Source organism: Bacteroides sp. 2_2_4, from assembly GCF_000157055.1.
In the GTDB taxonomy this organism is placed as follows: Bacteria; Bacteroidota; Bacteroidia; order Bacteroidales; family Bacteroidaceae; genus Bacteroides; species Bacteroides ovatus.
Genome location: NZ_EQ973363.1, coordinates 31,383 through 53,143, shown reverse-complemented (window position 1 = coordinate 53,143; position 21,761 = coordinate 31,383). Strand labels below are relative to the sequence as shown.

General features: G+C 40.6%; 25 protein-coding genes and 1 pseudogene. 21 read left to right on the top strand and 5 right to left on the bottom strand.

All coding sequences use genetic code 11. The features are described 5' to 3' along the window. Nucleotides 1-8 precede the first annotated feature (8 nt). The 3 genes from BSCG_RS09285 to BSCG_RS09295 all read right to left on the bottom strand — a co-directional run bounded on the left by BSCG_RS09285 (nt 9) and on the right by BSCG_RS09295 (nt 1,976). A complete protein-coding gene (locus BSCG_RS09285) occupies nt 9-689 on the bottom strand; it encodes an RNA polymerase sigma factor (RefSeq protein ID WP_008776562.1) in 681 nt (226 codons plus the stop codon). Nucleotides 690-698: 9 nt separating this feature from the next. Further along, complete coding sequence (locus BSCG_RS09290; protein WP_008776561.1) at nt 699-1,142, bottom strand: GNAT family N-acetyltransferase; 444 nt, start codon at nt 1,140-1,142, stop codon at nt 699-701. A 105-nt stretch (nt 1,143-1,247) separates the two neighbouring features. Next, nucleotides 1,248-1,976: a transcriptional regulator gene (locus BSCG_RS09295; protein WP_008776560.1), complete on the bottom strand. Its 729-nt coding sequence runs from the start codon at nt 1,974-1,976 to the stop codon at nt 1,248-1,250. 253 nt (nt 1,977-2,229) lie between these two features. Here BSCG_RS09295 and BSCG_RS09300 point away from each other — a divergent pair, with 253 nt between their 5' ends. The 9 genes and pseudogenes from BSCG_RS09300 (at nt 2,230) to BSCG_RS09335 (ending at nt 6,695) form a co-directional block, all read left to right on the top strand. Then, complete coding sequence (locus BSCG_RS09300; protein ID WP_008776559.1) at nt 2,230-2,475, top strand: hypothetical protein; 246 nt, start codon at nt 2,230-2,232, stop codon at nt 2,473-2,475. 148 nt (nt 2,476-2,623) lie between these two features. Then, entirely contained in the window at nt 2,624-3,382 is a 759-nt protein-coding gene (locus tag BSCG_RS09305) for a DUF4241 domain-containing protein (protein WP_008776558.1), read from the top strand. Between the two features lie 116 nt (nt 3,383-3,498). Continuing rightward, nucleotides 3,499-3,963, top strand: a complete 465-nt coding sequence (locus BSCG_RS09310) for a hypothetical protein (RefSeq protein ID WP_008776557.1) — start codon at nt 3,499-3,501, stop codon at nt 3,961-3,963. A gap of 80 nt (nt 3,964-4,043) precedes the next feature. Then, nucleotides 4,044-4,310 carry a hypothetical protein gene (locus BSCG_RS09315; protein WP_008776556.1) on the top strand — a complete coding sequence of 89 codons (267 nt, stop codon included), beginning with the start codon at nt 4,044-4,046 and terminating at the stop codon, nt 4,308-4,310. A gap of 98 nt (nt 4,311-4,408) precedes the next feature. Next, a pseudogene (locus tag BSCG_RS30775) lies at nt 4,409-4,537 on the top strand (pentapeptide repeat-containing protein); the annotation flags it as partial. A gap of 234 nt (nt 4,538-4,771) precedes the next feature. After that, the gene (locus BSCG_RS30505; RefSeq protein WP_229097238.1) at nt 4,772-5,284 is read left to right on the top strand and encodes a hypothetical protein; all 513 of its coding nucleotides are present in this window, start codon (nt 4,772-4,774) and stop codon (nt 5,282-5,284) included. Between the two features lie 44 nt (nt 5,285-5,328). Next, complete coding sequence (locus BSCG_RS09325) at nt 5,329-5,736, top strand: DUF6578 domain-containing protein (RefSeq protein WP_008776554.1); 408 nt, start codon at nt 5,329-5,331, stop codon at nt 5,734-5,736. 48 nt (nt 5,737-5,784) lie between these two features. Further along, the gene (locus BSCG_RS09330; protein WP_008776553.1) at nt 5,785-6,051 is read left to right on the top strand and encodes an Imm17 family immunity protein; all 267 of its coding nucleotides are present in this window, start codon (nt 5,785-5,787) and stop codon (nt 6,049-6,051) included. After that, complete coding sequence (locus BSCG_RS09335; RefSeq protein WP_008776552.1) at nt 6,048-6,695, top strand: hypothetical protein; 648 nt, start codon at nt 6,048-6,050, stop codon at nt 6,693-6,695. The genes BSCG_RS09330 and BSCG_RS09335 overlap by 4 nt, the downstream gene beginning before the upstream one ends. A 108-nt stretch (nt 6,696-6,803) precedes the next feature. On the opposite strand, the gene BSCG_RS09340 is transcribed toward BSCG_RS09335, so the two are convergent. Both BSCG_RS09340 and BSCG_RS09345 read right to left on the bottom strand, forming a co-directional pair. After that, nucleotides 6,804-7,634, bottom strand: a complete 831-nt coding sequence (locus BSCG_RS09340; protein WP_009041002.1) for an MBL fold metallo-hydrolase — start codon at nt 7,632-7,634, stop codon at nt 6,804-6,806. Further along, entirely contained in the window at nt 7,634-7,990 is a 357-nt protein-coding gene (locus BSCG_RS09345; protein ID WP_008776550.1) for a winged helix-turn-helix transcriptional regulator, read from the bottom strand. The genes BSCG_RS09340 and BSCG_RS09345 overlap by 1 nt, the downstream gene beginning before the upstream one ends. A gap of 166 nt (nt 7,991-8,156) precedes the next feature. Here BSCG_RS09345 and BSCG_RS09350 point away from each other — a divergent pair, with 166 nt between their 5' ends. The 12 genes from BSCG_RS09350 (at nt 8,157) to BSCG_RS09405 (ending at nt 21,704) form a co-directional block, all read left to right on the top strand. Then, nucleotides 8,157-8,684 (top strand): DJ-1/PfpI family protein, encoded by a 528-nt coding sequence (locus BSCG_RS09350; protein ID WP_008776549.1) that lies wholly within the window; start codon nt 8,157-8,159, stop codon nt 8,682-8,684. Nucleotides 8,685-9,142: 458 nt separating this feature from the next. After that, nucleotides 9,143-10,744 carry a GAF domain-containing sensor histidine kinase gene (locus BSCG_RS09355; RefSeq protein ID WP_008776547.1) on the top strand — a complete coding sequence of 534 codons (1,602 nt, stop codon included), beginning with the start codon at nt 9,143-9,145 and terminating at the stop codon, nt 10,742-10,744. Between the two features lie 201 nt (nt 10,745-10,945). Then, the gene (locus BSCG_RS09360) at nt 10,946-12,247 is read left to right on the top strand and encodes a Na+/H+ antiporter NhaC family protein (RefSeq protein WP_008640665.1); all 1,302 of its coding nucleotides are present in this window, start codon (nt 10,946-10,948) and stop codon (nt 12,245-12,247) included. Nucleotides 12,248-12,353: 106 nt separating this feature from the next. Beyond that, a complete protein-coding gene (locus tag BSCG_RS09365) occupies nt 12,354-12,905 on the top strand; it encodes a 30S ribosomal protein S16 (protein WP_004325681.1) in 552 nt (183 codons plus the stop codon). A gap of 177 nt (nt 12,906-13,082) precedes the next feature. Beyond that, nucleotides 13,083-14,078, top strand: coding sequence for a GntR family transcriptional regulator (locus BSCG_RS09370; protein ID WP_004300173.1), 996 nt, complete (start codon nt 13,083-13,085; stop codon nt 14,076-14,078). A gap of 69 nt (nt 14,079-14,147) precedes the next feature. Next, nucleotides 14,148-15,923 carry an L-fucose isomerase gene (gene fucI, locus BSCG_RS09375; protein ID WP_004303845.1) on the top strand — a complete coding sequence of 592 codons (1,776 nt, stop codon included), beginning with the start codon at nt 14,148-14,150 and terminating at the stop codon, nt 15,921-15,923. A 129-nt stretch (nt 15,924-16,052) separates the two neighbouring features. Continuing rightward, a complete protein-coding gene (locus BSCG_RS09380) occupies nt 16,053-16,691 on the top strand; it encodes a class II aldolase/adducin family protein (RefSeq protein WP_004303846.1) in 639 nt (212 codons plus the stop codon). A gap of 17 nt (nt 16,692-16,708) precedes the next feature. Then, complete coding sequence (locus BSCG_RS09385) at nt 16,709-18,139, top strand: rhamnulokinase (protein ID WP_004317804.1); 1,431 nt, start codon at nt 16,709-16,711, stop codon at nt 18,137-18,139. A 6-nt stretch (nt 18,140-18,145) separates the two neighbouring features. Further along, on the top strand, nt 18,146-18,538 hold the full coding sequence (locus BSCG_RS09390) for an L-rhamnose mutarotase (RefSeq protein ID WP_004300177.1): 393 nt from the start codon (nt 18,146-18,148) through the stop codon (nt 18,536-18,538). A 19-nt stretch (nt 18,539-18,557) separates the two neighbouring features. After that, nucleotides 18,558-19,868, top strand: a complete 1,311-nt coding sequence (gene fucP / locus BSCG_RS09395) for an L-fucose:H+ symporter permease (protein ID WP_004300178.1) — start codon at nt 18,558-18,560, stop codon at nt 19,866-19,868. A 242-nt stretch (nt 19,869-20,110) separates the two neighbouring features. Further along, nucleotides 20,111-20,665, top strand: a complete 555-nt coding sequence (locus tag BSCG_RS09400; RefSeq protein ID WP_004308081.1) for an RNA polymerase sigma-70 factor — start codon at nt 20,111-20,113, stop codon at nt 20,663-20,665. Nucleotides 20,666-20,717: 52 nt separating this feature from the next. Continuing rightward, nucleotides 20,718-21,704: a FecR family protein gene (locus tag BSCG_RS09405; RefSeq protein WP_008776546.1), complete on the top strand. Its 987-nt coding sequence runs from the start codon at nt 20,718-20,720 to the stop codon at nt 21,702-21,704. Nucleotides 21,705-21,761 lie beyond the last annotated feature (57 nt).

The following is a 21,761-nucleotide window of genomic DNA, read 5'->3' as shown; positions in this document are numbered from 1 at the left end:
GTGACAACTTACTGCAAGAATTTCTCCCAATAATTTTTCCTCGGTAGTTCTTTTTCAAACTTCCTATATAAATCGGCAAGCCTCATCATTCGTTGCACCATTGTATATTCTTTATCCATATCAATAGAATATACCGGTTTGCAAATGCGACATTTACAAGCACCATCGGGATTATATAACGGGCAAGTATCATTCATAAAAGCTGTGATTTTCTGAATGGAACGATTATAGATTTGCCGCACATTACTTTCTTTCAGTTCCATGATTTCGCCAATCTGCCGATAAGGCAACCCGACATTTTCTCTAAAGATAAAAATCAGACGAGCATCATTATTCAGACAATGATTTAAAGCGGTGATACACCAGTCGCACCTTTCTTTTATCCATTCCCGCTTCGCTTCTTCCCCACCGGAATATTCAATTTCCGGCAACGAACGGAAATATTCGATTTCCGACATTTTCACCTGCTTTTCACATGCTGCATATCTGCCAATAGTGCGACGAGCGATAGTGTATATCCATGTAGAAATCTCCGAATCGCCTTTAAAGCTACTGATACTTTTGCAAAGTTCATACCACACTTCCTGTGCTGCTTCGCGGGCGATTTCTTTATTCTGAATCATCCGGTGAGCAATCATGGAAATCATATTTCCATATTCTTTCACCAAATGATTGATATCTATTTCCATCGTTACACACTAAAATGTTTTCTTCAAATATATCATATCCACCAACTGCACACCATCCTCATACATCGGATGATCGTAGTTGTCAGTAAAGAAATTCTTTATCCGGTGAGAAATCGCAAAACCACAATGTTCATAGAATGATCTGGAAGAAGGTACATCTCCTGTGCCCACCAACATTTCAGAGCACTTCCCTTGATAATATTCAAATAAAAACTCTATTAAACGTTTTCCGTACCCCTGGCGCTGGAAGAAAGGAACAGTAGCTATATTCTTGATTTCATAAACACCTTCCCCCTCACGTGTCACCACACAAAGAGCTTTCAGCCCGTCATCATAAAGAACAAACATGTCACCACGTTCCAAATATCGGTCAATCATATCCTCTTGTTCATCAGCCAAGAGTAATAAATCGAGGAATTCTTTTTTATCTGAAGTTACTAGTTTTATCTCCATATTTTTAGATATTGAACGGTGTGGAAGTCATTGACCTGTACCGTTATATTTGTTTATCAACAACCTATAAAATAGTTTATTGCAAAGATATAAACTTTCTGGACACTACAACTGTTCCACAAACTCGTTTGACAACCCCGTACATTCGGCTATCACATCAAGAGCAACGCCTTTCAGTTTGAGTTTGCGAGCTATCTCCACTGTTTGTTTTTGTTGTTCAAGAGTATTGAAGATTAAGGTAATCACCTGACCGATGGCTTCGATAAACCGTTTTCGTTCCGGACGTTTTGAGAAGTCTACACCCCAAAAAGTGGAACGTTTACGGTGAAGAATCAGGTAATAGATACCTGCATTTATCAATGCCGAAATAATATCGATGTGAAGCCCTGTATCCTTAAACAGATCATTGTAGCGGGTAAATACATCAGCATAGAATAATTCCCGGTTGGCTGCCAGCCGACGAGTAGTAGGATTATCTTCGGACAATTCCCAAAGAAGCAGTTTTTGCATCTCACTATCGTTATAGAGGGCATTGGCAAGATTGGTAAAGACTTCGGCCATTACCTTTTCATTAATTGTCGCCATCGGATGTTTGGGGGTGAACAGATCAGAAATCCAATAGTCTACCGAAGCGGCATAAAGCGAAAGTATCTTCTCCACAGAAGTGTAGTTACGTTTCAACACGTCTACACGAATGCCTGCTTTCTCCCCAATATCCACCATCGTGATACGGGACAATCCTTTTTCTTTTGATAGTTCCGACACAGCTCGGAGGGTAGCCTCCTTTAATTCGTTGCGAGTACGGCGTATTCTTTGCGTCTTATCCTCTTTCATTTCAAACGGTTATCTTCGATTGGTAGCAAAGGTAATAATTTACCCGAAATTATAAGTAAGCAAGTTCGAATAAAATAAAAATAAATAAATATTTAGAGAAATAATTTTCTTATAAATATTATCATTACATTTGCGTATCACTCGTTACAAAAAACAGTATAATTAGTATACTGCTAAATACAAGATGATTATATGTGATCTATATGAAAATATAATCTTTAAATAAATGATAACTATTTTATAAGATACAAACATGAAAGCATATCAGGCAAAAGATAGAATAAATATACCCCATCTGCTGATACACGCCTGTCAGAGTAAAGGCAAGCAAAGCCAGTATACATTACTGCCCAAATCAATTGTTGGAAAGCTGCTAAATACCAAAAAGAAGAGATCGTTCGACGATATTTTAGAAGAAAGTTTTAATGGTATAATTAAAAAAAATAACAGCGAAGGACAAATTACCGCTGTTAGTACAACGTTATCGACAGTGCAATAGTAAAATGAAAAGAATGATTTTATAAATAACGACTTGCAGTTTTTATAGAAGAAAACTTTGAAGAGTGGTAAAAAGGTTATTAACATACATCTGTGCGACCTAATGACAAAAGCTACCCGCAATTAACAACTAATAAATAAAGAAAAATATGGAAACAGTTAATGACAACAAATGGATGGAAAAATGGGAAGCAGTAAAAGAAAAGACTGTTTGTCCCGTTGACCTGAATACTTATTTTGAACAGAAAGAAATCGCCGGAAAAGCATTAGCTATAATGGACATTGGGGCATGTGATTTACCAAGCGGGAAAGTGTTGGTAAGAGATCCATTGGTATATCTCTCTGACCGTAGTGAACGCCCCTATCTTCTAACTGCTCCTACAGGAACATATCACACTGAAATATGTGTAGTCAAATCTGATGGTGAGGATTGCGACCGCTATGCCGCTGTACGTCTATGTTTTTCTGAAAAACGAGCTGTTCGCTTCTACGAAGCATTGGTCGGAAATGAAGACCTTGACACATTGGAAGATGGAGATTATTTTGGCTTTTGTGTCGATGCTGGACTGGGCTGTATCTGTGACGAGGTACTTCATCGCATTTATTGTGATTGGGATGAACAATGGCGCAAAGATAATCCTGATGATAACCCCTACGATGGATATTTTGCATCTCTATTTAAAGAGAATTATAACCAACATCCGGAATATCAGCGCAAAGGAGGCGACTGGCTGAATTGGCAGGTACCGGGAACAGAATATCATATGCCAATTTTTCAATCCGGATTTGGAGATGGTGCCTATCCCGTATATTGGGGTATTGATGAAAATGGAACCATTTGTCAATTAGTCATTCAGTTTATTGATATCCAATTGGCTTATAGTGAGGAAACAGAAAATGAAGAATAGAGTGCCAAGATTGAAGATCTTACAATAACCTACTACAATTGATAATCAAAAGAAAAAGGAGACTAATTATGTCATTCCTTTTAAAGTCATTCGCAACAAACTAAAAAATAGAAGCAATGGGATCTTTCAAAAAGCTGGTAAATATTTTATTAGGAACAAAAAAAGAATATGCAGTAAAAGATTTGGGAATCTTTCACTCTAAGGTTTGTGATTGGTGGCAGAATGAGCACTACGCCTGGTGGAGCACAGTACAGTTACCATCATATTCGGCGGAAACTGTGATTTGGTTAGAAGGAGATGCTTCAGCTCCTTTGTCACAACAGTTATTGGATTTACAGGCATTGTTGGAGAATTGGAAATCAGTGATTGCCCGGGTGGAAAGCTTATTACCTAATGAAAGCCGATTGGCACATAAAGAAGAAGCATATATTTCGTGGCAGAATAGATTTTATCCGGAAGAAATAAAAGCATCCGTCAAGTACAACGATAGCTGGGAAATCACATTTACCACAGACGATTTGGATTATTGTTTCAGCTTTATTTGGAAAAATAACACTGTGCGGGATTTAACCCTATATTAACTAGATGATAACAACCTGCAAACTGTCCAAAATCAGTTAGTGACTTAACACTAGCAATAATAATTAAATAATAGAAAGTTATGAAAATAATTAATGAAGAAAAGCTGAAGCCAGTTATAACTTCAAAGCAAGTTATGATTGAAAATAAACCAATAACTAATGTTATATACGATGATGATGGTGATTGGCTATGTTTTCATGCATATACAATTAAAGAAGATGATGCTTATATTGTTTCAATAGAACAAATTATCGAACATGATAAAACACTGCTTTCTTTGCCTGATTTGAGAGAAGGAGAAAAAGTCAGACGTTCCAATATCAATAAATTATGGGAAAAGTATTAGGTTCTGCATTGCAAACATTCATAATGTATTGCTAACAAACAGCACACCGCCAAAAGCATACGCTGCCGAACATTATCACCCGCAAAATAAGACAGAAAATGAACACTGAATACAAGGGCTTAAAAATAGCGGAAGATGCAAAATTTGAGAATATGGATTTTGTGGATTATGATTTCACAAAGTCGGATATCACCGAAGTCGTTTTTAAGAACGTGAACTTCCGTAATTGCATTTTCAATAAGACTATTTGCGGACATACCAGATTTTGGTGCTGTTTCTTTGAAAACTGCACATTTACAAGAGTCGATTTGTCTGCTACCTACCTCGGAGCTTGGGGCGGTGGGCAGAATAATTGCACTTTTGTCAAATGTAAATTAGGTAAAATCACAAACGCTTCATATATAACAAATACCGTATTTGAGAACTGCAAGATAAAAAGTTACATAATATATTGTCTTTATATGGAAAATGTTCGCTTTGTAGGTTTGATAGATGATTTTATGATACAGAGAATGAGAAAAGAGGAAATCACACAGTATCAAACTTCAGATAAATCAGAACAAGTTATCTTCCGGATTAAGAAACATACAAAAATGGAGAATATCCTTGATGCTTCTAAAGTAATCATGAAGAATATCGATTTTTCATTGGCAACGATGCAATTCATCAATTTCAAAGAATGTGAATTAGAGCATATCATCCCACCTATAGATGATAAACATCTATTAATCGGTAAGAATTTGGATAAAATTACCGCAAGAGTATCAGAAGAGATTGAAAAAGACTGGTATAATGCAGATAATAAAAGTTGGGCTTTGAATTGCATAAAAAACGTACTAGAAGAAGCACCGATAACGATTGTTTGCTGGCATGAATTCAAACATTTTGAGAATGAGGAATTTGCTGATAGGTTAATGGAGCTATTTATAAAAGCAAAAAGGGAATTGGACGATAGCAAACAGCTAACAACATAATGCTACACACTACCGGATATTATTAACCAAGTAAACAAAAACATATGGAAAATTACTACACAGTACTTTATGAAGGATGGCAGATGCAATGTTGCGGTCAACCATTCAGTATAAACGATATGGTTAGATGGGATGTTTTTACTTTCAATAAAACACTAACTGACGTCAACCAAACAATAGAATACATATACGATGCACATTATGAAACGAGTGATGGATTACATATTTTACAAGGAACAGTCCATCAAATAAATGCGATTTATACAAAATATAAGCCATCTGCAGCCAATCCTCAATTTCTAATTCCTGTTTCAAGCCTTCTTAGAAGTGTGGTTGATGCTAACGGATATGAAGAAGAAATTAATGGAATGACTTTTGACTCTTATATTGTAGTATTGAGAAACGTTAGCATTAAAAAAGTTACTAACCAAACAGTACGCGGTTTAAAATAGCACGCTGCCAAACATTGTTAGTTAAACAATAAAACTAAAATAACAAACATGGAAAAAGAACAAGATTTTTTTAGCAACCTGACACCAACAAGTGGCGGTTTAATCCTCATCGCTTTGGGAGCTTTAGTCCTTATCGGGGCTATTCGCCGATGGGAATGGATATTTGACATGACGGGACAACGCACCGGAAGATTCAATTTTCTCCTGTGGTTATATGACGTATTCGGCGAAAAAGGATTGAGAGTCGGAATGATTATCAATGCTATCATCATCATGCTTGGTGGGATCGGGATAATGATATTTATGAAATCATGAAATACCGTAGATTCACCACCGTCGGCGAACTTCGTGAGAAGCGAAAAGACCGTAAGGAGACAGTAGGCTGCCTTCTAATACTGACAGGCGCCCTTATATTATTTGTCGTATTGCTCTATCTGTTATCTCCGGATAGAGCATTACTAAACAGTACGGCCTTGTGTGGTGTCAGTTATCGGCAGCTTATACTTATTATGATGCTCACCACAGCAATATTCATCACCATCATAGGTGTGCTGGCAGCAAACAAAGGCACACCGTTTAGTTATTACCTAAAAACACTGGGATGGAGCTTTGCAATTGGATTTTTCCTGCATGGTATTGGCATCAGCTTGTTGTTACATACTAACCGATGGATGGCGGATGATGCATCTGTCCAAGCGGAATATCGGGTGACGAAAGTACGTTTCCAGCGTCCGAACAACTCATCCCGCTATCGTGCTTTTCTGCCTGAATGTCGTGTATTACAGGCTGAAAGTATCGGTAATCCCGGAGAACAGCTTTATTTCCATGTACCAATAGATGCACAGGTAGCTGTAGGCTGCACGTTGCACGTTACCCTACATAACGGTATCTTTGGTTGGAAAGTAGTGAATGAGCTGTCTGTGGATTGCCAGGAATTAAATCAATATATAAAAAAATGAGAAATCACATTTCGGAAATAAATAAAAGAGAAGAATATAGAACAAGACATTATTGATAATGAGTTGGCTATTCAACTTTGATCTCCTCCTCATGTTAAAGACCTCTTTCTACAGAAGTATTTTCTCCAAATCATCAGGTACATACGCCATTCCGGAAAACTCCCGGGATGCTTCTTCTGTATAAGACTTCTTGCGAGTTTCCAACGTCTTATCCTCCGTGTGATATAACAATAAATTCTTTACTCCCAATTGTTGCGCCAGCCTGCCTGCATCCTGTGCCGTACTATGATGTTTTTCATAAGGTTTAAAACGTTCACGGTCCGCATATAAACAGAATGCTTCACACAATAACCAGTCTACTCCTTCAGCATACGCACGGTTTTGCTCATTATATGGTTCATCTCCCAAACAAGCCAGAGACTTTCCATCAGGCAATAATGCCCGGAAGCCAAATTGTTTTTCTTTAGTGGAGGCAATATCGAAAAATTGTACATTCAAGTCTCCGAGCCGGAGAGTATCACCATGTTTGACTTCACAGAACTCAACATACTTATTGATAGCTCCCATAACCGAGACAGGAAGCGTCATGCGGCATATTTGATCCAACACCATCAATACTTTATCGTGTCCATACACTCGAAACCTACCAGAATAGTGTCCATTGGATGCCCGCTGCGCAATGATACGTATCATCCAGACAGCCCCCAGTATATGATCGGTATGAGCATGCGTCACAAACATATCATGTATACTATCAATAAGCATATCCACTTTTTCCAACTGATTTAAAATTCCATTTCCCCCCCCTGCATCAACCAACAGCACTGTCTCTTTCGTTTTAAGGATAAAACAAGTATTATAGCATTTGGTTACAGTAGCATTACCCGTTCCGAGCATAATCAGTTCAGTCTCTATCTCATTCATTTCTTTCGTTGTCATTAATGTTGCTGATTCATTTGTCTATGGTCCAAAATAGTACTCATATTCTCCAAGGCCCATCCCACCAGTCCTTCAATATGAGGAATCAATGTACTTCCTGTATCTGTCAAGCAATACTCCACACGGGGAGGTACTTCAGCATATACTTTCCGTTCAACTAATCCATCTGATTCCAAAGTACGCAATGTAACAGTCAACATTCTTTGAGAGACATCTTCTATCGTTTTATGGATATCACTAAAACGCATAGTTCCATTTGCGTTCAGCGTAATAAGCACCAGCATCGACCACTTATCTCCCAAGCGGCTAAGCACATCTCTTATCGGACAATTCCCCGTCGGATGAAAGTTTTTCATTCTTTAACGTTTTGTATTTTATTGAGCTTCAGCAATAGTTACCTCTATGTAACTTCCTTATTTTCAAGTACGTTATTGCATTTCTCAAACAAGAGAGATACATTTGCATCACAAAAGTAATAAACTTACTAATAATAACTATTGTTTCATTTAAATAATTATGATTATGGCAAAGAAAGTTGCAGTTTTAGCAGTGAATCCGGTAAATGGTTGTGGATTATTCCAATATTTGGAAGCATTTTTCGAGAATGGCATTTCATATAAAGTATTTGCCGTATCGGATACGAAGGAGATTAAAACAAATTCAGGAATCAGCCTAACAGCAGATGATGTGATTGCTAATTTGAAGGGACACGAAGATGAGTTTGACGCACTCGTTTTCTCTTGTGGCGATGCAGTGCCTGTATTTCAGCAGAATACCGATAAGCCTTATAATGTAGATTTGATGCAAGTCATTAAAACGTTCGGGGATAAAGGGAAAATTATGATCGGACATTGTGCCGGTGCAATGATGTTTGACTTTACCGGTATAACCAAAGGGAAAAAAGTAGCAGTTCACCCATTAGCCAAGCCAGCTATTCAAAACGGAACAGCTACCGATGAGAAATCAGAGATAGATGGTAACTTCTTCACCGCTCAAGATGAAAATACCATTTGGACAATGCTACCACATATAATTGAAGCATTAAAATAATGCCTACAATGTAGATGCCAAACAATAAATATAAACACTGTAACATAAATCTACACATCCCAAGATGGAAAGGTATGTTCCTTTAAAAGAAACGATGCGTTTCTCGGTGTGAAACAAGTCGTTTCTTTTAAAGGAACGACTTGTTGGTTTAAAAGGAAAAACGACAAATATATCATTCTATTAATCAGGCATTTATAGATCATCAGAGCAACAACACAACCACACTCCCAACTTTAATATTTTTCAACAAACATACAACATCCATACACCCATAAAAAATATATCCTCTCTATCCTATTCTCTTTCCGTACTAAAATAAAGAAAAACGGAACATTACGAAAAAACAAAAACAGTATTATTCATTCTTAAAAAGTCCGTATATTAGCAGCTTGAAGATTTGAAAGAGATGAACAGCATACTCATTTTGAGTTTATCTAACTAAAGATGCCTAAAACAATATGACCAGAGAGAAAGAAAATTACAATGCATTTTTACTTCATTTTTTAGAAAGATTGAATGGCTGTGAATCTATTGAGAAAAAAATCACAGAATCACTTACGGATATTTGCGAATACTACGGTTTTAAAAGAGGATTCATTTACCAAACTGATGGATTTCGCTACTTTTACCTAAAGGAAACTGTCGGAAATAGCGACAACATCCTGCGACAACGTTTTGAAATCAGCGAAATGACCAATCAACATGCTGCGCGCATAAATGGAAAGAACAAACCTTTTTATGCTTGCAGAAACCAAAATACTTCTTGGAATGATGTAGACATCGTGGATTTTTATAAAGTCGACTCATTACTAATCCGGCAAATCCAAGACTCCGAAGGGAAAATTATCGGATTCATCGGATTTGGAGACAGAGAACATGCAATATCCTTCACCGATGAAGAACTTCAAGTGATTCATCTCATTTTAGGCTCCCTCTCCAAGGAAATAGCAGTGCGGGAATATAAAGAAAGAGAAGTGCGGGCAAGCAAGACATTAAGCAGCATCATGAATAATATGGGAGTTGACATTTATGTGAACTCTTTTGATTCTCATGATATGCTATATGTCAATGAATCTATGGCCGCTCCTTATGGAGGCATCGAACATTTTGAAGGAAAAAAATGCTGGCAGGCTCTTTATAAAGATAAAACCGGAGAATGTGAATTTTGTCCTAAAAAACATTTGATTGACGAAAACGGGCAACCTACCAAAGTCTACTCCTGGGACTACCAACGCCCGTTTGACAAATGTTGGTTCCGGGTATTCAGCGCAGCATTTGCCTGGATTGACGGACAAATAGCACATGTTATAACCAGTGTCGATATCAACCATCAAAAAACGATTGAAGAAGAACTAAGAGTAGCCAAAGAAAAAGCAGAAAATCTGGACCGCTTAAAATCAGCCTTTCTCGCTAACATGAGTCACGAAATCCGCACTCCGCTAAATGCGATTGTTGGTTTTGCAAGTCTGTTGGTTGAATCGGACGACAAAAAAGAACGTCAGGATTATGTTGACATTATGCAGGAAAACACAGAACTTCTTTTGCAGTTGATTTCCGATATTCTCGATTTATCGAAAATAGAAGCCGGAACACTCGACTTCACCATGGATCACCTGGATATCAAGAGCTTCTGCGAAGATATAATGCGCAATTATGATATAAAAGAAGATAAACCCGTACCCGTTTTGCTGGCTCCGGATTTACCTGAATATTATATTTACACAGACAAAAAACGTTTAATGCAGGTTATTACCAATTTCATAAATAATGCTCTCAAATTTACAAATGAAGGGCAGATTATGTTGGAATATCGCCATAAAGCAGAAAGTAATGAGATAGAATTCGCTGTCACAGACACAGGTATGGGGATTGCACCCGATAAAGTAGATCAGGTGTTCGACCGATTTGTAAAACTCAACTCTTTTTCAAAAGGCACGGGCTTAGGTCTATCTATTTGCAGAAGTATCATCGAACATCTTGGCGGCACTATCGGTGCCGAATCCGAAATAGGAGTCGGCAGCCGTTTCTGGTTCACACATCCCTTGCGCTTAAATCAATAAGAAATAATAAAAAGAACCTGCCCTACTTATCAATAGTAGGAACAGGTTATACTTTTTTTCTATGGAGTGTCTCCCTCATCTATAGAAAGATCAATGAAATAATGCCTTCTTTCGACTTCCTTTTTGCCACTTCCTGTGAAAAACACTACTTTTGCATCGCTATTTTGATTTTAGAATAAAACAAATACCCAACGTTCATTTATGACTGAAGAAAAAATACATAAAGACCGTCCCGGAAACTGGTGGGCATTAAGCCCGTTACTCGTATTCCTTTGCCTCTATCTGGTAACTTCTATCCTCGTCAACGACTTTTATAAAGTACCTATCACAGTGGCCTTCCTCGTCTCTTCCTGTTATGCCATCGCCATTACACGCGGCTTAAAACTAGACCAACGTATCTATCAATTCTCGGTAGGAGCTGCCAATAAGAATATCCTCCTGATGATATGGATATTCATCCTTGCCGGAGCTTTTGCCCAAAGCGCAAAGCAAATGGGTGCAATCGATGCCACCGTCAATCTGACGCTGCATATTCTTCCTGACAATTTATTGCTGGCAGGTATCTTTATTGCCGCCTGTTTCATCTCTTTATCCATCGGAACCAGTGTGGGAACTATTGTCGCCCTTACTCCCGTTGCCGTAGGACTGGCAGAAAAAACTGAAATAGCTCTCCCCTTTATGGTAGCCGTCGTAGTAGGCGGTTCTTTTTTCGGAGACAACTTATCTTTTATCTCCGACACCACCATCGCTTCGACAAAAACCCAGGAATGTGTAATGCGTGATAAATTCCGTGTAAATTCTATGATTGTCGTCCCGGCAGCCATCATTGTGTTGGGAATTTACATATTTCAGGGACTATCCATTACAGCCCCCACCCAAACACAGACCATTGAATGGATCAAAGTTATACCTTATATAATAGTATTAGGAACAGCCATTGCCGGAATGAACGTGATGCTCGTACTCATAATAGGTATATTGACAAGTGGCATCATTGGCATCGCGACCGGCAGCTTCGGAATCTTCGACTGGTTTGGTGCCATGGGAACAGGAATTACAGGAATGGGAGAACTGATTATTATCACTCTGCTGGCCGGAGGGATGCTCGAAACAATCCGTTATAACGGCGGTATCGATTTCATTATCCGAAAACTCACCCGCCACGTCAATGGTAAAAGAGGAGCCGAACTAAGCATTGCCGCCCTGGTAAGTATCGCCAACTTATGTACAGCCAACAACACGATTGCCATTATAACAACAGGACCGATTGCCAAAGATATTGCCGTGAAATTCCATCTCGACCGAAGAAAAACAGCCAGTATCCTCGATACTTTCTCCTGCCTGATACAAGGGATTATTCCATACGGAGCGCAGATGCTGATTGCAGCGGGACTTGCCAGTATCTCCCCCATCAGTATCATCGGAAATCTCTACTATCCGTTTACAATGGGAGCATGCGCCCTGCTAGCAATTTTGTTCCGCTATCCGAAACGGTATTCGTAAAAAAGATGCGAAATGTTTGTCAATCAAAAGAAAAGCCGTATCTTTGTGCCCGCTATTACGAGATAATAGTATAATTCAAATCAATCATTAAAAACAATTATTTAAAATGGCAACTAGAATCAGATTGCAGAGACACGGACGTAAAAGTTACGCGTTCTATTCAATTGTAATTGCAGACAGCAGAGCACCACGTGATGGTAAATTTATTGAGAAGATTGGTACTTACAACCCTAACACCAATCCTGCTACAGTAGATTTGAATTTCGACGCTGCATTGGCATGGGTACTGAAAGGTGCACAACCAAGTGACACTGTACGTAACATTCTTTCTCGTGAAGGAGTTTACATGAAGAAACATCTTCTGGGCGGTGTAGCAAAAGGCGCATTCGGAGAAGCAGAAGCTGAAGCTAAATTCGAAGCTTGGAAAAACAACAAACAGTCAGGTTTGGCTACTTTGAAGGCTAAACAAGACGAAGCTAAGAAAGCTGAAGCAAAAGCACGTCTGGAAGCAGAAAAGAAGATCAACGAAGTGAAAGCAAAAGCACTCGCTGAAAAGAAAGCTGCTGAAGCTGCTGAAAAAGCTGCTGCTGAAGCACCTGCAGAGGAAGCTGCAGCTCCGGCTGAAGAAGCTCCTGCAACAGAAGCTGCTGCTGAATAAATTTCAGCAGATTCCGAACAAGAAATCAGGAAAAGCTATAAATCCTCTCCGGTCCGCCGGAGGGGATTTTTTTATTGTTTTCTGCTATAAAACATATCAAATTATTTATTCCGTTCAGAATAAAATGCCTTTCTTTGCATCAGCATAGTTCAGCATAGTGTTATTTATTTTTCGAATATGAAACGAATTGATAAAAAGGCAACATTCGGACAACAGGCAAGCAAGGTTACGCAACTAGCGGACGCACTTAGCCAGGCGATTTCCAGAAAAGAATTTCTTGAAGGAGATTCTTTGCCTTCCATCAATCAGTTGAGTGCTCAATACGGAGTATCACGCGACACCGTTTTCAAGGCTTTCCTTGATTTACGCGAACGAGGCTTGATCGACTCCACTCCCGGCAAGGGTTATTATGTGACGAGCCAGGTGACCAATGTCTTATTGCTGCTTGACCAATATACTCCTTTCAAAGAAGCCTTATATAACAGTTTCGTCAGACATCTGCCTATCAACTATAAGGTAGACTTATTATTTCATCAATACAACGAACGGTTGTTCAATACGATCCTCCGGGAATCCATCGGGAAATACAACAAATACATCGTGATGAATTTCGATAACGAAAAATTCAGCACTGTTCTCAATAAAATTAATCCTTCAAGATTACTACTCCTTGATTTCGGCAAATTCGAAAAAGAAAAGTATTCATATATCTGCCAGGATTTTGATGAATTTTTCTATCAGGCATTGAATCTGCTCAAGGAAAGATTGAAGAACTATCACCAGCTCGTTTTTTTGTTTCCCAAAAGCCTGAAACATCCCCAAAGCAGTAAGGTGTATTTTACCCGTTTCTGCCAGGAACAGGGATTTCTCTGTGAAATACAGGAGGATATTGAGAATCTGATCGTACGTAAGGGAGTTGCCTATATCGCCATCAAGCAACAAGATGTAGTAAAAGTGGTGAAACAAGGAAGATTGGAAGGGCTGAAATGCGGAAAAGATTTCGGTCTGTTAGCGTATAATGATATTCCTTCCTACGAAGTGATTGACGAAGGAATAACCTCATTGAGTATTGATTGGGAAATGATGGGAAACGAAGCGGCCAATTTCGTTCTTAATAATGTACCGGTTCAGAAGTTCTTACCAACGGAAGTAAGGCTTCGAAAGTCACTTTAATTTTTTTTTTGCGAAGACATCAGCACAGTTCAGCACAGATATTAATTAATCCTTTAATAGATAGAAACCATGAAAAAGTATCCGAAAATCGGGATTCGTCCCACAATCGATGGTCGCCAGGGTGGCGTTCGCGAAAGCCTTGAAGAGAAAACAATGAATTTAGCAAAAGCAGTAGCCGAGTTAATCAGCAGCAACCTGAAAAACGGTGATGGCAGTCCGGTAGAATGTGTTATAGCCGATAGCACGATCGGACGCGTAGCCGAAAGTGCCGCTTGTGCGGAAAAGTTTGAAAGAGAAGGGGTCGGCTCTACCATTACCGTCACTTCTTGCTGGTGCTATGGTGCTGAAACGATGGATATGAACCCGCATTATCCGAAAGCTGTCTGGGGATTCAACGGCACAGAACGTCCGGGAGCTGTATACCTTGCTGCCGTACTTGCCGGACACGCACAAAAAGGCCTTCCCGCATTCGGTATCTACGGACGCGACGTTCAAGATCTGGACGATAATACAATCCCTGAAGATGTATCGGAAAAGATTCTTCGTTTTGCACGCGCTGCACAGGCAGTAGCTACGATGAGAGGCAAATCTTACCTGTCAATGGGTAGTGTATCTATGGGTATCGCCGGTTCTATCGTTAATCCTGATTTCTTCCAAGAGTATTTGGGAATGCGTAATGAGTCAATAGACCTCACAGAAATCATCCGTCGAATGGACGAAGGCATCTATGACCACGAAGAATACGCCAAAGCCATGGCCTGGACTGAAAAAAATTGCAAGACAAACGAAGGTGAAGACTTCAAGAACCGTCCTGAAAAACGTAAAACCCGTGAACAGAAAGATGCTGATTGGGAATTCATTGTAAAGATGACGATTATCATGCGCGACTTGATGACCGGAAATCCCAAATTGAAAGAAATGGGATTCAAGGAAGAGGCTTTGGGACACAATGCCATTGCAGCCGGTTTCCAGGGACAACGCCAATGGACAGACTTCTATCCTAACGGTGACTATCCGGAAGCTTTACTCAATACCTCTTTTGACTGGAATGGTATCCGTGAAGCATTTGTGGTAGCTACCGAAAATGATGCCTGCAACGGTGTAGCCATGTTGTTCGGACATCTATTGACCAACCGTGCACAAATATTCTCCGACGTACGTACTTACTGGAGTCCTGAAGCCGTGAAACGTGTAACCGGCAAAGAGTTGAGCGGATTGGCAGCAAACGGTATCATCCATCTTATCAATTCCGGTGCAACGACTCTCGACGGTTCCGGCCAATCATTAGACGCAGCAGGCAATCCGGTTATGAAAGAACCATGGAACCTGACGGACGCTGATGTAGAGAACTGTCTCAAAGCAACGACCTGGTATCCGGCAGACCGTGACTACTTCCGTGGGGGTGGCTTCTCGTCCAACTTCCTGTCAAAAGGCGGAATGCCTGTTACCATGATGCGCCTCAACCTGATTAAAGGCTTAGGCCCTGTCCTGCAAATCGCAGAAGGTTGGACAGTGGAAATTGATCCGGAAATCCATCAGAAACTCAATATGCGTACAGACCCGACATGGCCTACCACCTGGTTTGTGCCCCGTTTGTGTGATAAACCGGCTTTCAAAGACGTATATTCAGTCATGAATAACTGGGGAGCCAATCATGGCGCCATCAGCTATGGACACATCGGCCAGGACTTAATCACTCTTGCTTCCATGCTCCGCATCCCGGTATGCATGCACAATGTAGAAGAAGATCAGATGTTCCGCCCGGCTGCCTGGAATGCTTTCGGCATGGACAAAGAAGGATCAGATTACAGAGCTTGTGCAACTTATGGTCCTATTTATAAATAAACAAGTTTTTTTCGTCCTGTATAAATAAATATTTTAACTTTGCCGTTCGTAGGGACGGGGTCCTCCACCCGACACATAACAAATGTCGGGATAGCCCCGCCCCCTACAGCGACTTAAATAAGTAAGACTATGATTACTAACGAACATATTGAACAGTTCATTGCACAAGCACATCGTTACGGGGATGCAAAGTTAATGCTTTGCAGCAGCGGTAACCTTTCCTGGAGAATCGGCGAAGAAGCATTGATTTCCGGTACGGGTTCCTGGGTTCCCACACTTGGCAAAGAAAAGGTTTCAATCTGCCATATTGCCAGCGGCATTCCTGCCAATGGTGTAAAACCCTCTATGGAAAGTACATTCCATTTGGGTATTCTCCGTGAACGTCTGGACGTCAATGTCGTTCTCCATTTCCAATCGGAATATGCCACCGCTGTCTCCTGCATGAAGAACAAGCCGGCAAATTTCAACGTAACAGCAGAAATTCCTTGCCATGTAGGTTCAGAAATACCTGTGATTCCGTATTATCGTCCCGGCTCACCGGAACTGGCGAAAGCCGTGGTAGAAGCCATGCAAAAGCATAACTCGGTTTTACTGACCAACCACGGACAAGTGGTGTGCGGAAAAGACTTCGACCAAGTATATGAACGGGCTACTTTTTTCGAAATGGCTTGTCGCATCATTGTTCAATCCGGCGGTGATTATTCAGTGCTCACACCGGCAGAAATTGAAGACCTGGAAATCTACGTATTAGGAAAGAAAACCAACTAATATCCAGGCATATTACCATGAAAGATACCATCAAACATACTTATTTAGCAGCAGACTTCGGAGGCGGCAGCGGGCGAATCATCGCCGGCTTTCTTCTTAACGGCAGGCTGGAATTGGAAGAGATATACCGCTTCTCCAACCGGCAGGTCAAACTAGGCAATCATATTTACTGGGACTTCCCGGCTCTGTTCGAAGATATGAAAACCGGACTAAAACTGGCTGCACAAAAAGGATATGCCGTAAAAGGTATTGGTATTGACACTTGGGGAGTGGATTTCGGACTGATTGACAAACATGGAAACCTATTAGGAAATCCAGTCTGTTACCGGGATGCAAGAACAGAGGGAATGCCGGCAGAAGTATTCAAGTGCATGGATGAACATCGACATTATGCCGAAACCGGTATTCAGGTGATGCCTATCAATACGCTGTTTCAACTTTACAGCATGAAGCAAAATCAAGATGCACAGTTGGAAGTTGCCCGGCAACTTTTATTCATGCCCGATCTCTTCAGTTATTTCCTGACAGGGGTAGCCAATAATGAATATTGTATCGCCTCCACCTCTGAATTACTCAACGCCAAATCACGCAACTGGTCATTCGATACCATACATAGCTTAGGTCTTCCCGAACATCTGTTCGGTAAAATCATTCTTCCCGGAACAATCAGAGGCACTCTGAAAGAGGATATTGCACGCGAAACCGGACTGGGTGCCGTAGACGTTATTGCCGTAGGTTCACATGATACAGCCAGTGCCGTAGCTGCTGTTCCTGCTGCAGAAAGTCCTATCGCTTTCCTTAGTTCCGGCACTTGGTCGCTACTGGGAGTTGAAGTGGACGAACCCATATTAACGGAAGAAGCAAGAAAAGCTCAATTCACCAATGAAGGAGGTGTAGACGGCAAAATCCGTTTCCTCCAGAATATAACAGGATTATGGATTCTGCAACGCTTGATGAGCGAGTGGAAAGCGTGTGGCGAGGAACAAGATTATGATATAATCATCCCGCAAGCAGCCGAAGCCGAGATTGATACAATCATCCCTGTAGACGACACCATATTCATGAATCCGGAAAATATGGAGAACGCGCTTATTCATTATTGCCGGAATCATGCTTTGCAAATTCCCCAAAACAAGGCAGAGACTGTACGATGTGTGCTCCAGTCATTAGCTTTCAGATATCGGCTGGCTGTGGAACAGCTCAACCGTTGCCTCCCCGCTCCAATCCGTCAGTTAAATATCATCGGAGGAGGATCACAAAATAAGTTGCTCAACCAACTGACAGCTGACGAACTCGGTATTCCTGTTTATGCAGGTCCGGTGGAAGCCACTGCAATGGGAAACATCCTGACGCAGGCAATGGCTAAAGGAGAAATTGCCGATCTTCGTGAATTGCGGGAAATTGTCACTCGCAGCGTTACACCACAAGTATATTATCCTAAAAAATAAAAGTATATGGAAACATCTAAAACCGGTTATCAGGTTCAATCTTATGACGTTCCCGTCAAACGATATTGCCAAACCCTTGATTTACGCGATTCTCCGGAACTAATCGCCGAATATCGGAAAAGACATAGCCAGGCGGAAGCATGGCCGGAAATTCTTGCCGGTATCCGGGAAGTTGGCATCCTGGAAATGGAAATTTATATCCTGGGAACCCGACTGTTTATGATCGTCGAAACTCCCCTTGATTTTGACTGGGACACGGCAATGGAACGCCTGAACACCCTTCCCCGCCAACAGGAGTGGGAAGAATATATGGCTATCTTCCAACAAGCCGCACCCGGAATGAGTTCCGCCGAGAAATGGAAACCGATGGAAAGAATGTTCCATTTGTATAATACTTAAAAAAATACCAGAAACAACCATGAAACACACCAAGCAGTCCATCATTTCGAAAGATGGCATCAGTTATCTTATACCTTTTATTCTCATTACCTCCTGTTTTGCGTTATGGGGATTTGCCAATGACATTACCAATCCGATGGTAAAGGCATTCTCTAAAATCTTCCGGATGAGTGCCACCGACGGGGCATTGGTACAGGTTGCCTTCTATGGAGGCTACTTTGCAATGGCTTTCCCGGCTGCCATCTTCATCCGCAAATATTCCTACAAAGCAGGTGTTTTGTTAGGACTGGGTATGTATGCTTTCGGAGCCTTCTTATTCTTCCCCGCCAAAATGACGGGTGAGTACTATCCGTTTCTGATTGCTTATTTTATTCTGACCTGCGGATTATCTTTCCTCGAAACAAGCTGTAATCCGTATATTCTTTCCATGGGAACGGAAGAAACAGCTACCCGGCGATTGAACCTTGCACAGTCTTTCAACCCGATGGGGTCACTTCTCGGAATGTATGTAGCCATGCAGTTCATTCAAGCGAAATTGCATCCGATGTGTACCGAAGACCGCGCATTGCTTAACGACAGCGAATTTCAAGCAATCAAAGAAAGCGACCTTAGCGTCCTGATTGCTCCTTATCTCATTATCGGACTGATTATCGTAGCCATGTTGCTTCTGATACGATTCGTCAAGATGCCTAAGAATGGAGATCAGAATCATAGAATAGACTTCTTCCCTACACTGAAACGTATTTTCACCCAAACGCGTTATCGTGAAGGTGTGATTGCCCAATTTTTCTATGTAGGTGCACAAATTATGTGCTGGACTTTCATCATTCAGTATGGAACACGCTTGTTCATGTCACAAGGTATGGACGAGAAAAGTGCGGAAGTACTATCTCAACAATATAATATCATAGCAATGGTGATATTCTGTATTAGCCGTTTTATCTGTACGTTCATTCTGCGCTATCTCAATGCGGGTAAATTGCTGATGATTCTTGCTATCTTTGGAGGTATTTTCACTTTAGGTGTAATCTTCCTTCAAAATATCTTCGGAATGTATTGTCTGGTAGCAGTATCGGCTTGTATGTCATTGATGTTCCCTACCATCTACGGTATTGCCTTGAAAGGTATGGGAGATGATGCGAAGTTCGGAGCTGCCGGCCTTATTATGGCTATCCTGGGAGGTTCTGTTCTTCCACCGCTACAGGCAAGCATCATTGATTTGGAACAAATAGCGTGGTTACCGGCTGTCAATGTTTCATTTATTCTTCCGTTCATCTGTTTTCTTGTAATTATCGGCTACGGTTACCGCACAGTGAAAAGAAACTGGTAAAATACATATCTAAAAATAGTGACGGTATCACATTGGTATACCGTCACCATCTCACTCGAATAGTGACGCCATCCCTACTGGATAGCGTCACTATTTTTTTCCTTTTCACAGTTAAGAGTTCATAAAAACACAGAACTTGAAGTCGTTTTTTTAGTTTCCTTTTTCGCATACTAATCTTGGCTTCTTAGTATTGTTGAATTATTTACATACATTTGTCTCATACCAACAGACCTGATAAACCTATGAGCCAAAACCAAGACCCTATTCATCTAGCCCGCCAATTCGAAATTATATTTACCACGCACTATTCCGCTGTTAAATATTTCGCTATAAACTTGCTCAAATCTGAAGAGGACGCAGAAGATATCATTCAGGATGTGTTCGCTAAATTATGGACACAACCGGAGGTCTGGCTGGAAAACAAAGACATAGGCCAGTATATCTACGACATGACTAAAAACACAACTTTCAATTTCATCAAACGCAAAAGACTGGAACAATCCTATCAGGAACAATTATCGCAGAAATATCTAATCGAAGACTTACTAAAATCCGAAGATACTCTCGACCCTATCTATTATAAAGAAGCACTATTAATCATCCGCCTAATTCTCGACCGCCTTCCCGAACGCCGCAGAAAAGTTTTTGAAATGAGCCGCATCAACAATATGAGTAATATGGAGATAGCACAAGCACTCAATATTTCCGTACGAACTGTGGAACACCAAATCTATCTGACCCTGCTCGAAATAAAAAAACTATTTTTATTGCATTTTTCTTGTGTTTCTTTTAAGTAATCCCCCATTTTCGATTGTGCTAATAGTGTAACCACTAAAAAGAACAGCGCAAATGAGGAACTTTTTTCAGAAAATACTGATATTATTTACCGGCAATAACTATCCGGAAGCTACCCAAAATGAATTCTATCAATGGCTGGTAGATGAGGATCATGCATCCCAGAAAGAAGATGCTTTGAGAGAGCTATGGAACAAAGCGCAACGGCAAAAAAACGTGAAAGGAATGCAGAAGTCTTACGAGCGCCTGAAAAAACAGGAAGGTATTCCAACCGTACCCAAAGAGAGAAGAATTCGCCCAATACATATATGGCAATCCGCAGCCGCTATCTTATTCCTCCTGCTTGCCTCTTCGGTCTATCTATCGACTGTAGGCACAAAAGCGGAAACCGACTTGTTACAGCAATATATTCCGATAGCAGAAATGAGAAGTTTGACGCTGCCCGACGGAACAAAAGTGCAACTCAACTCGAAAAGTACACTTTTATATCCGCACGAGTTTACCGGAGATAGTCGTAGTGTATTCCTGTTAGGCGAAGCCAACTTCAAGGTTAAGCCGGACAAGAAACGTCCGTTTATCGTGAAATCCAATGATTTACAGATTACTGCTTTAGGTACGGAATTTAATGTATCTGCCTACCCTGAAAGCCAGGAAATAGCAACGACCCTCATTTCAGGCAGTATCCGTGTAGATTATAACAATCTGACAACAAGTGTCATTCTCCATCCCAACGAACAGTTTGCCTATAACAGAAACAATAAGAAATATGATCTCTCCAATCCGGATATGGACGATGTGACAGCCTGGCAACGCGGAGAACTGGTTCTGCAAAAGATGACGCTGACGGACATCATCAACGTATTGGAGCGAAAATATCCTTATGCCTTTGTATATAGTATCAAGAACCTCAAAAACGACAGGTTCAGTTTTCGTTTCAAGGACAACGCACCACTCGAAGAAGTGATGGAAATCATCGTGAACGTGGTCGGACAAATGGACTATAGAATAGTAGAAGACAAGTGCTATCTGACAAGAATATAACTTTTTAACCTTATATGCCATGCAAAAAAATACCCGGAACAGAGGCCTCACTCCGTC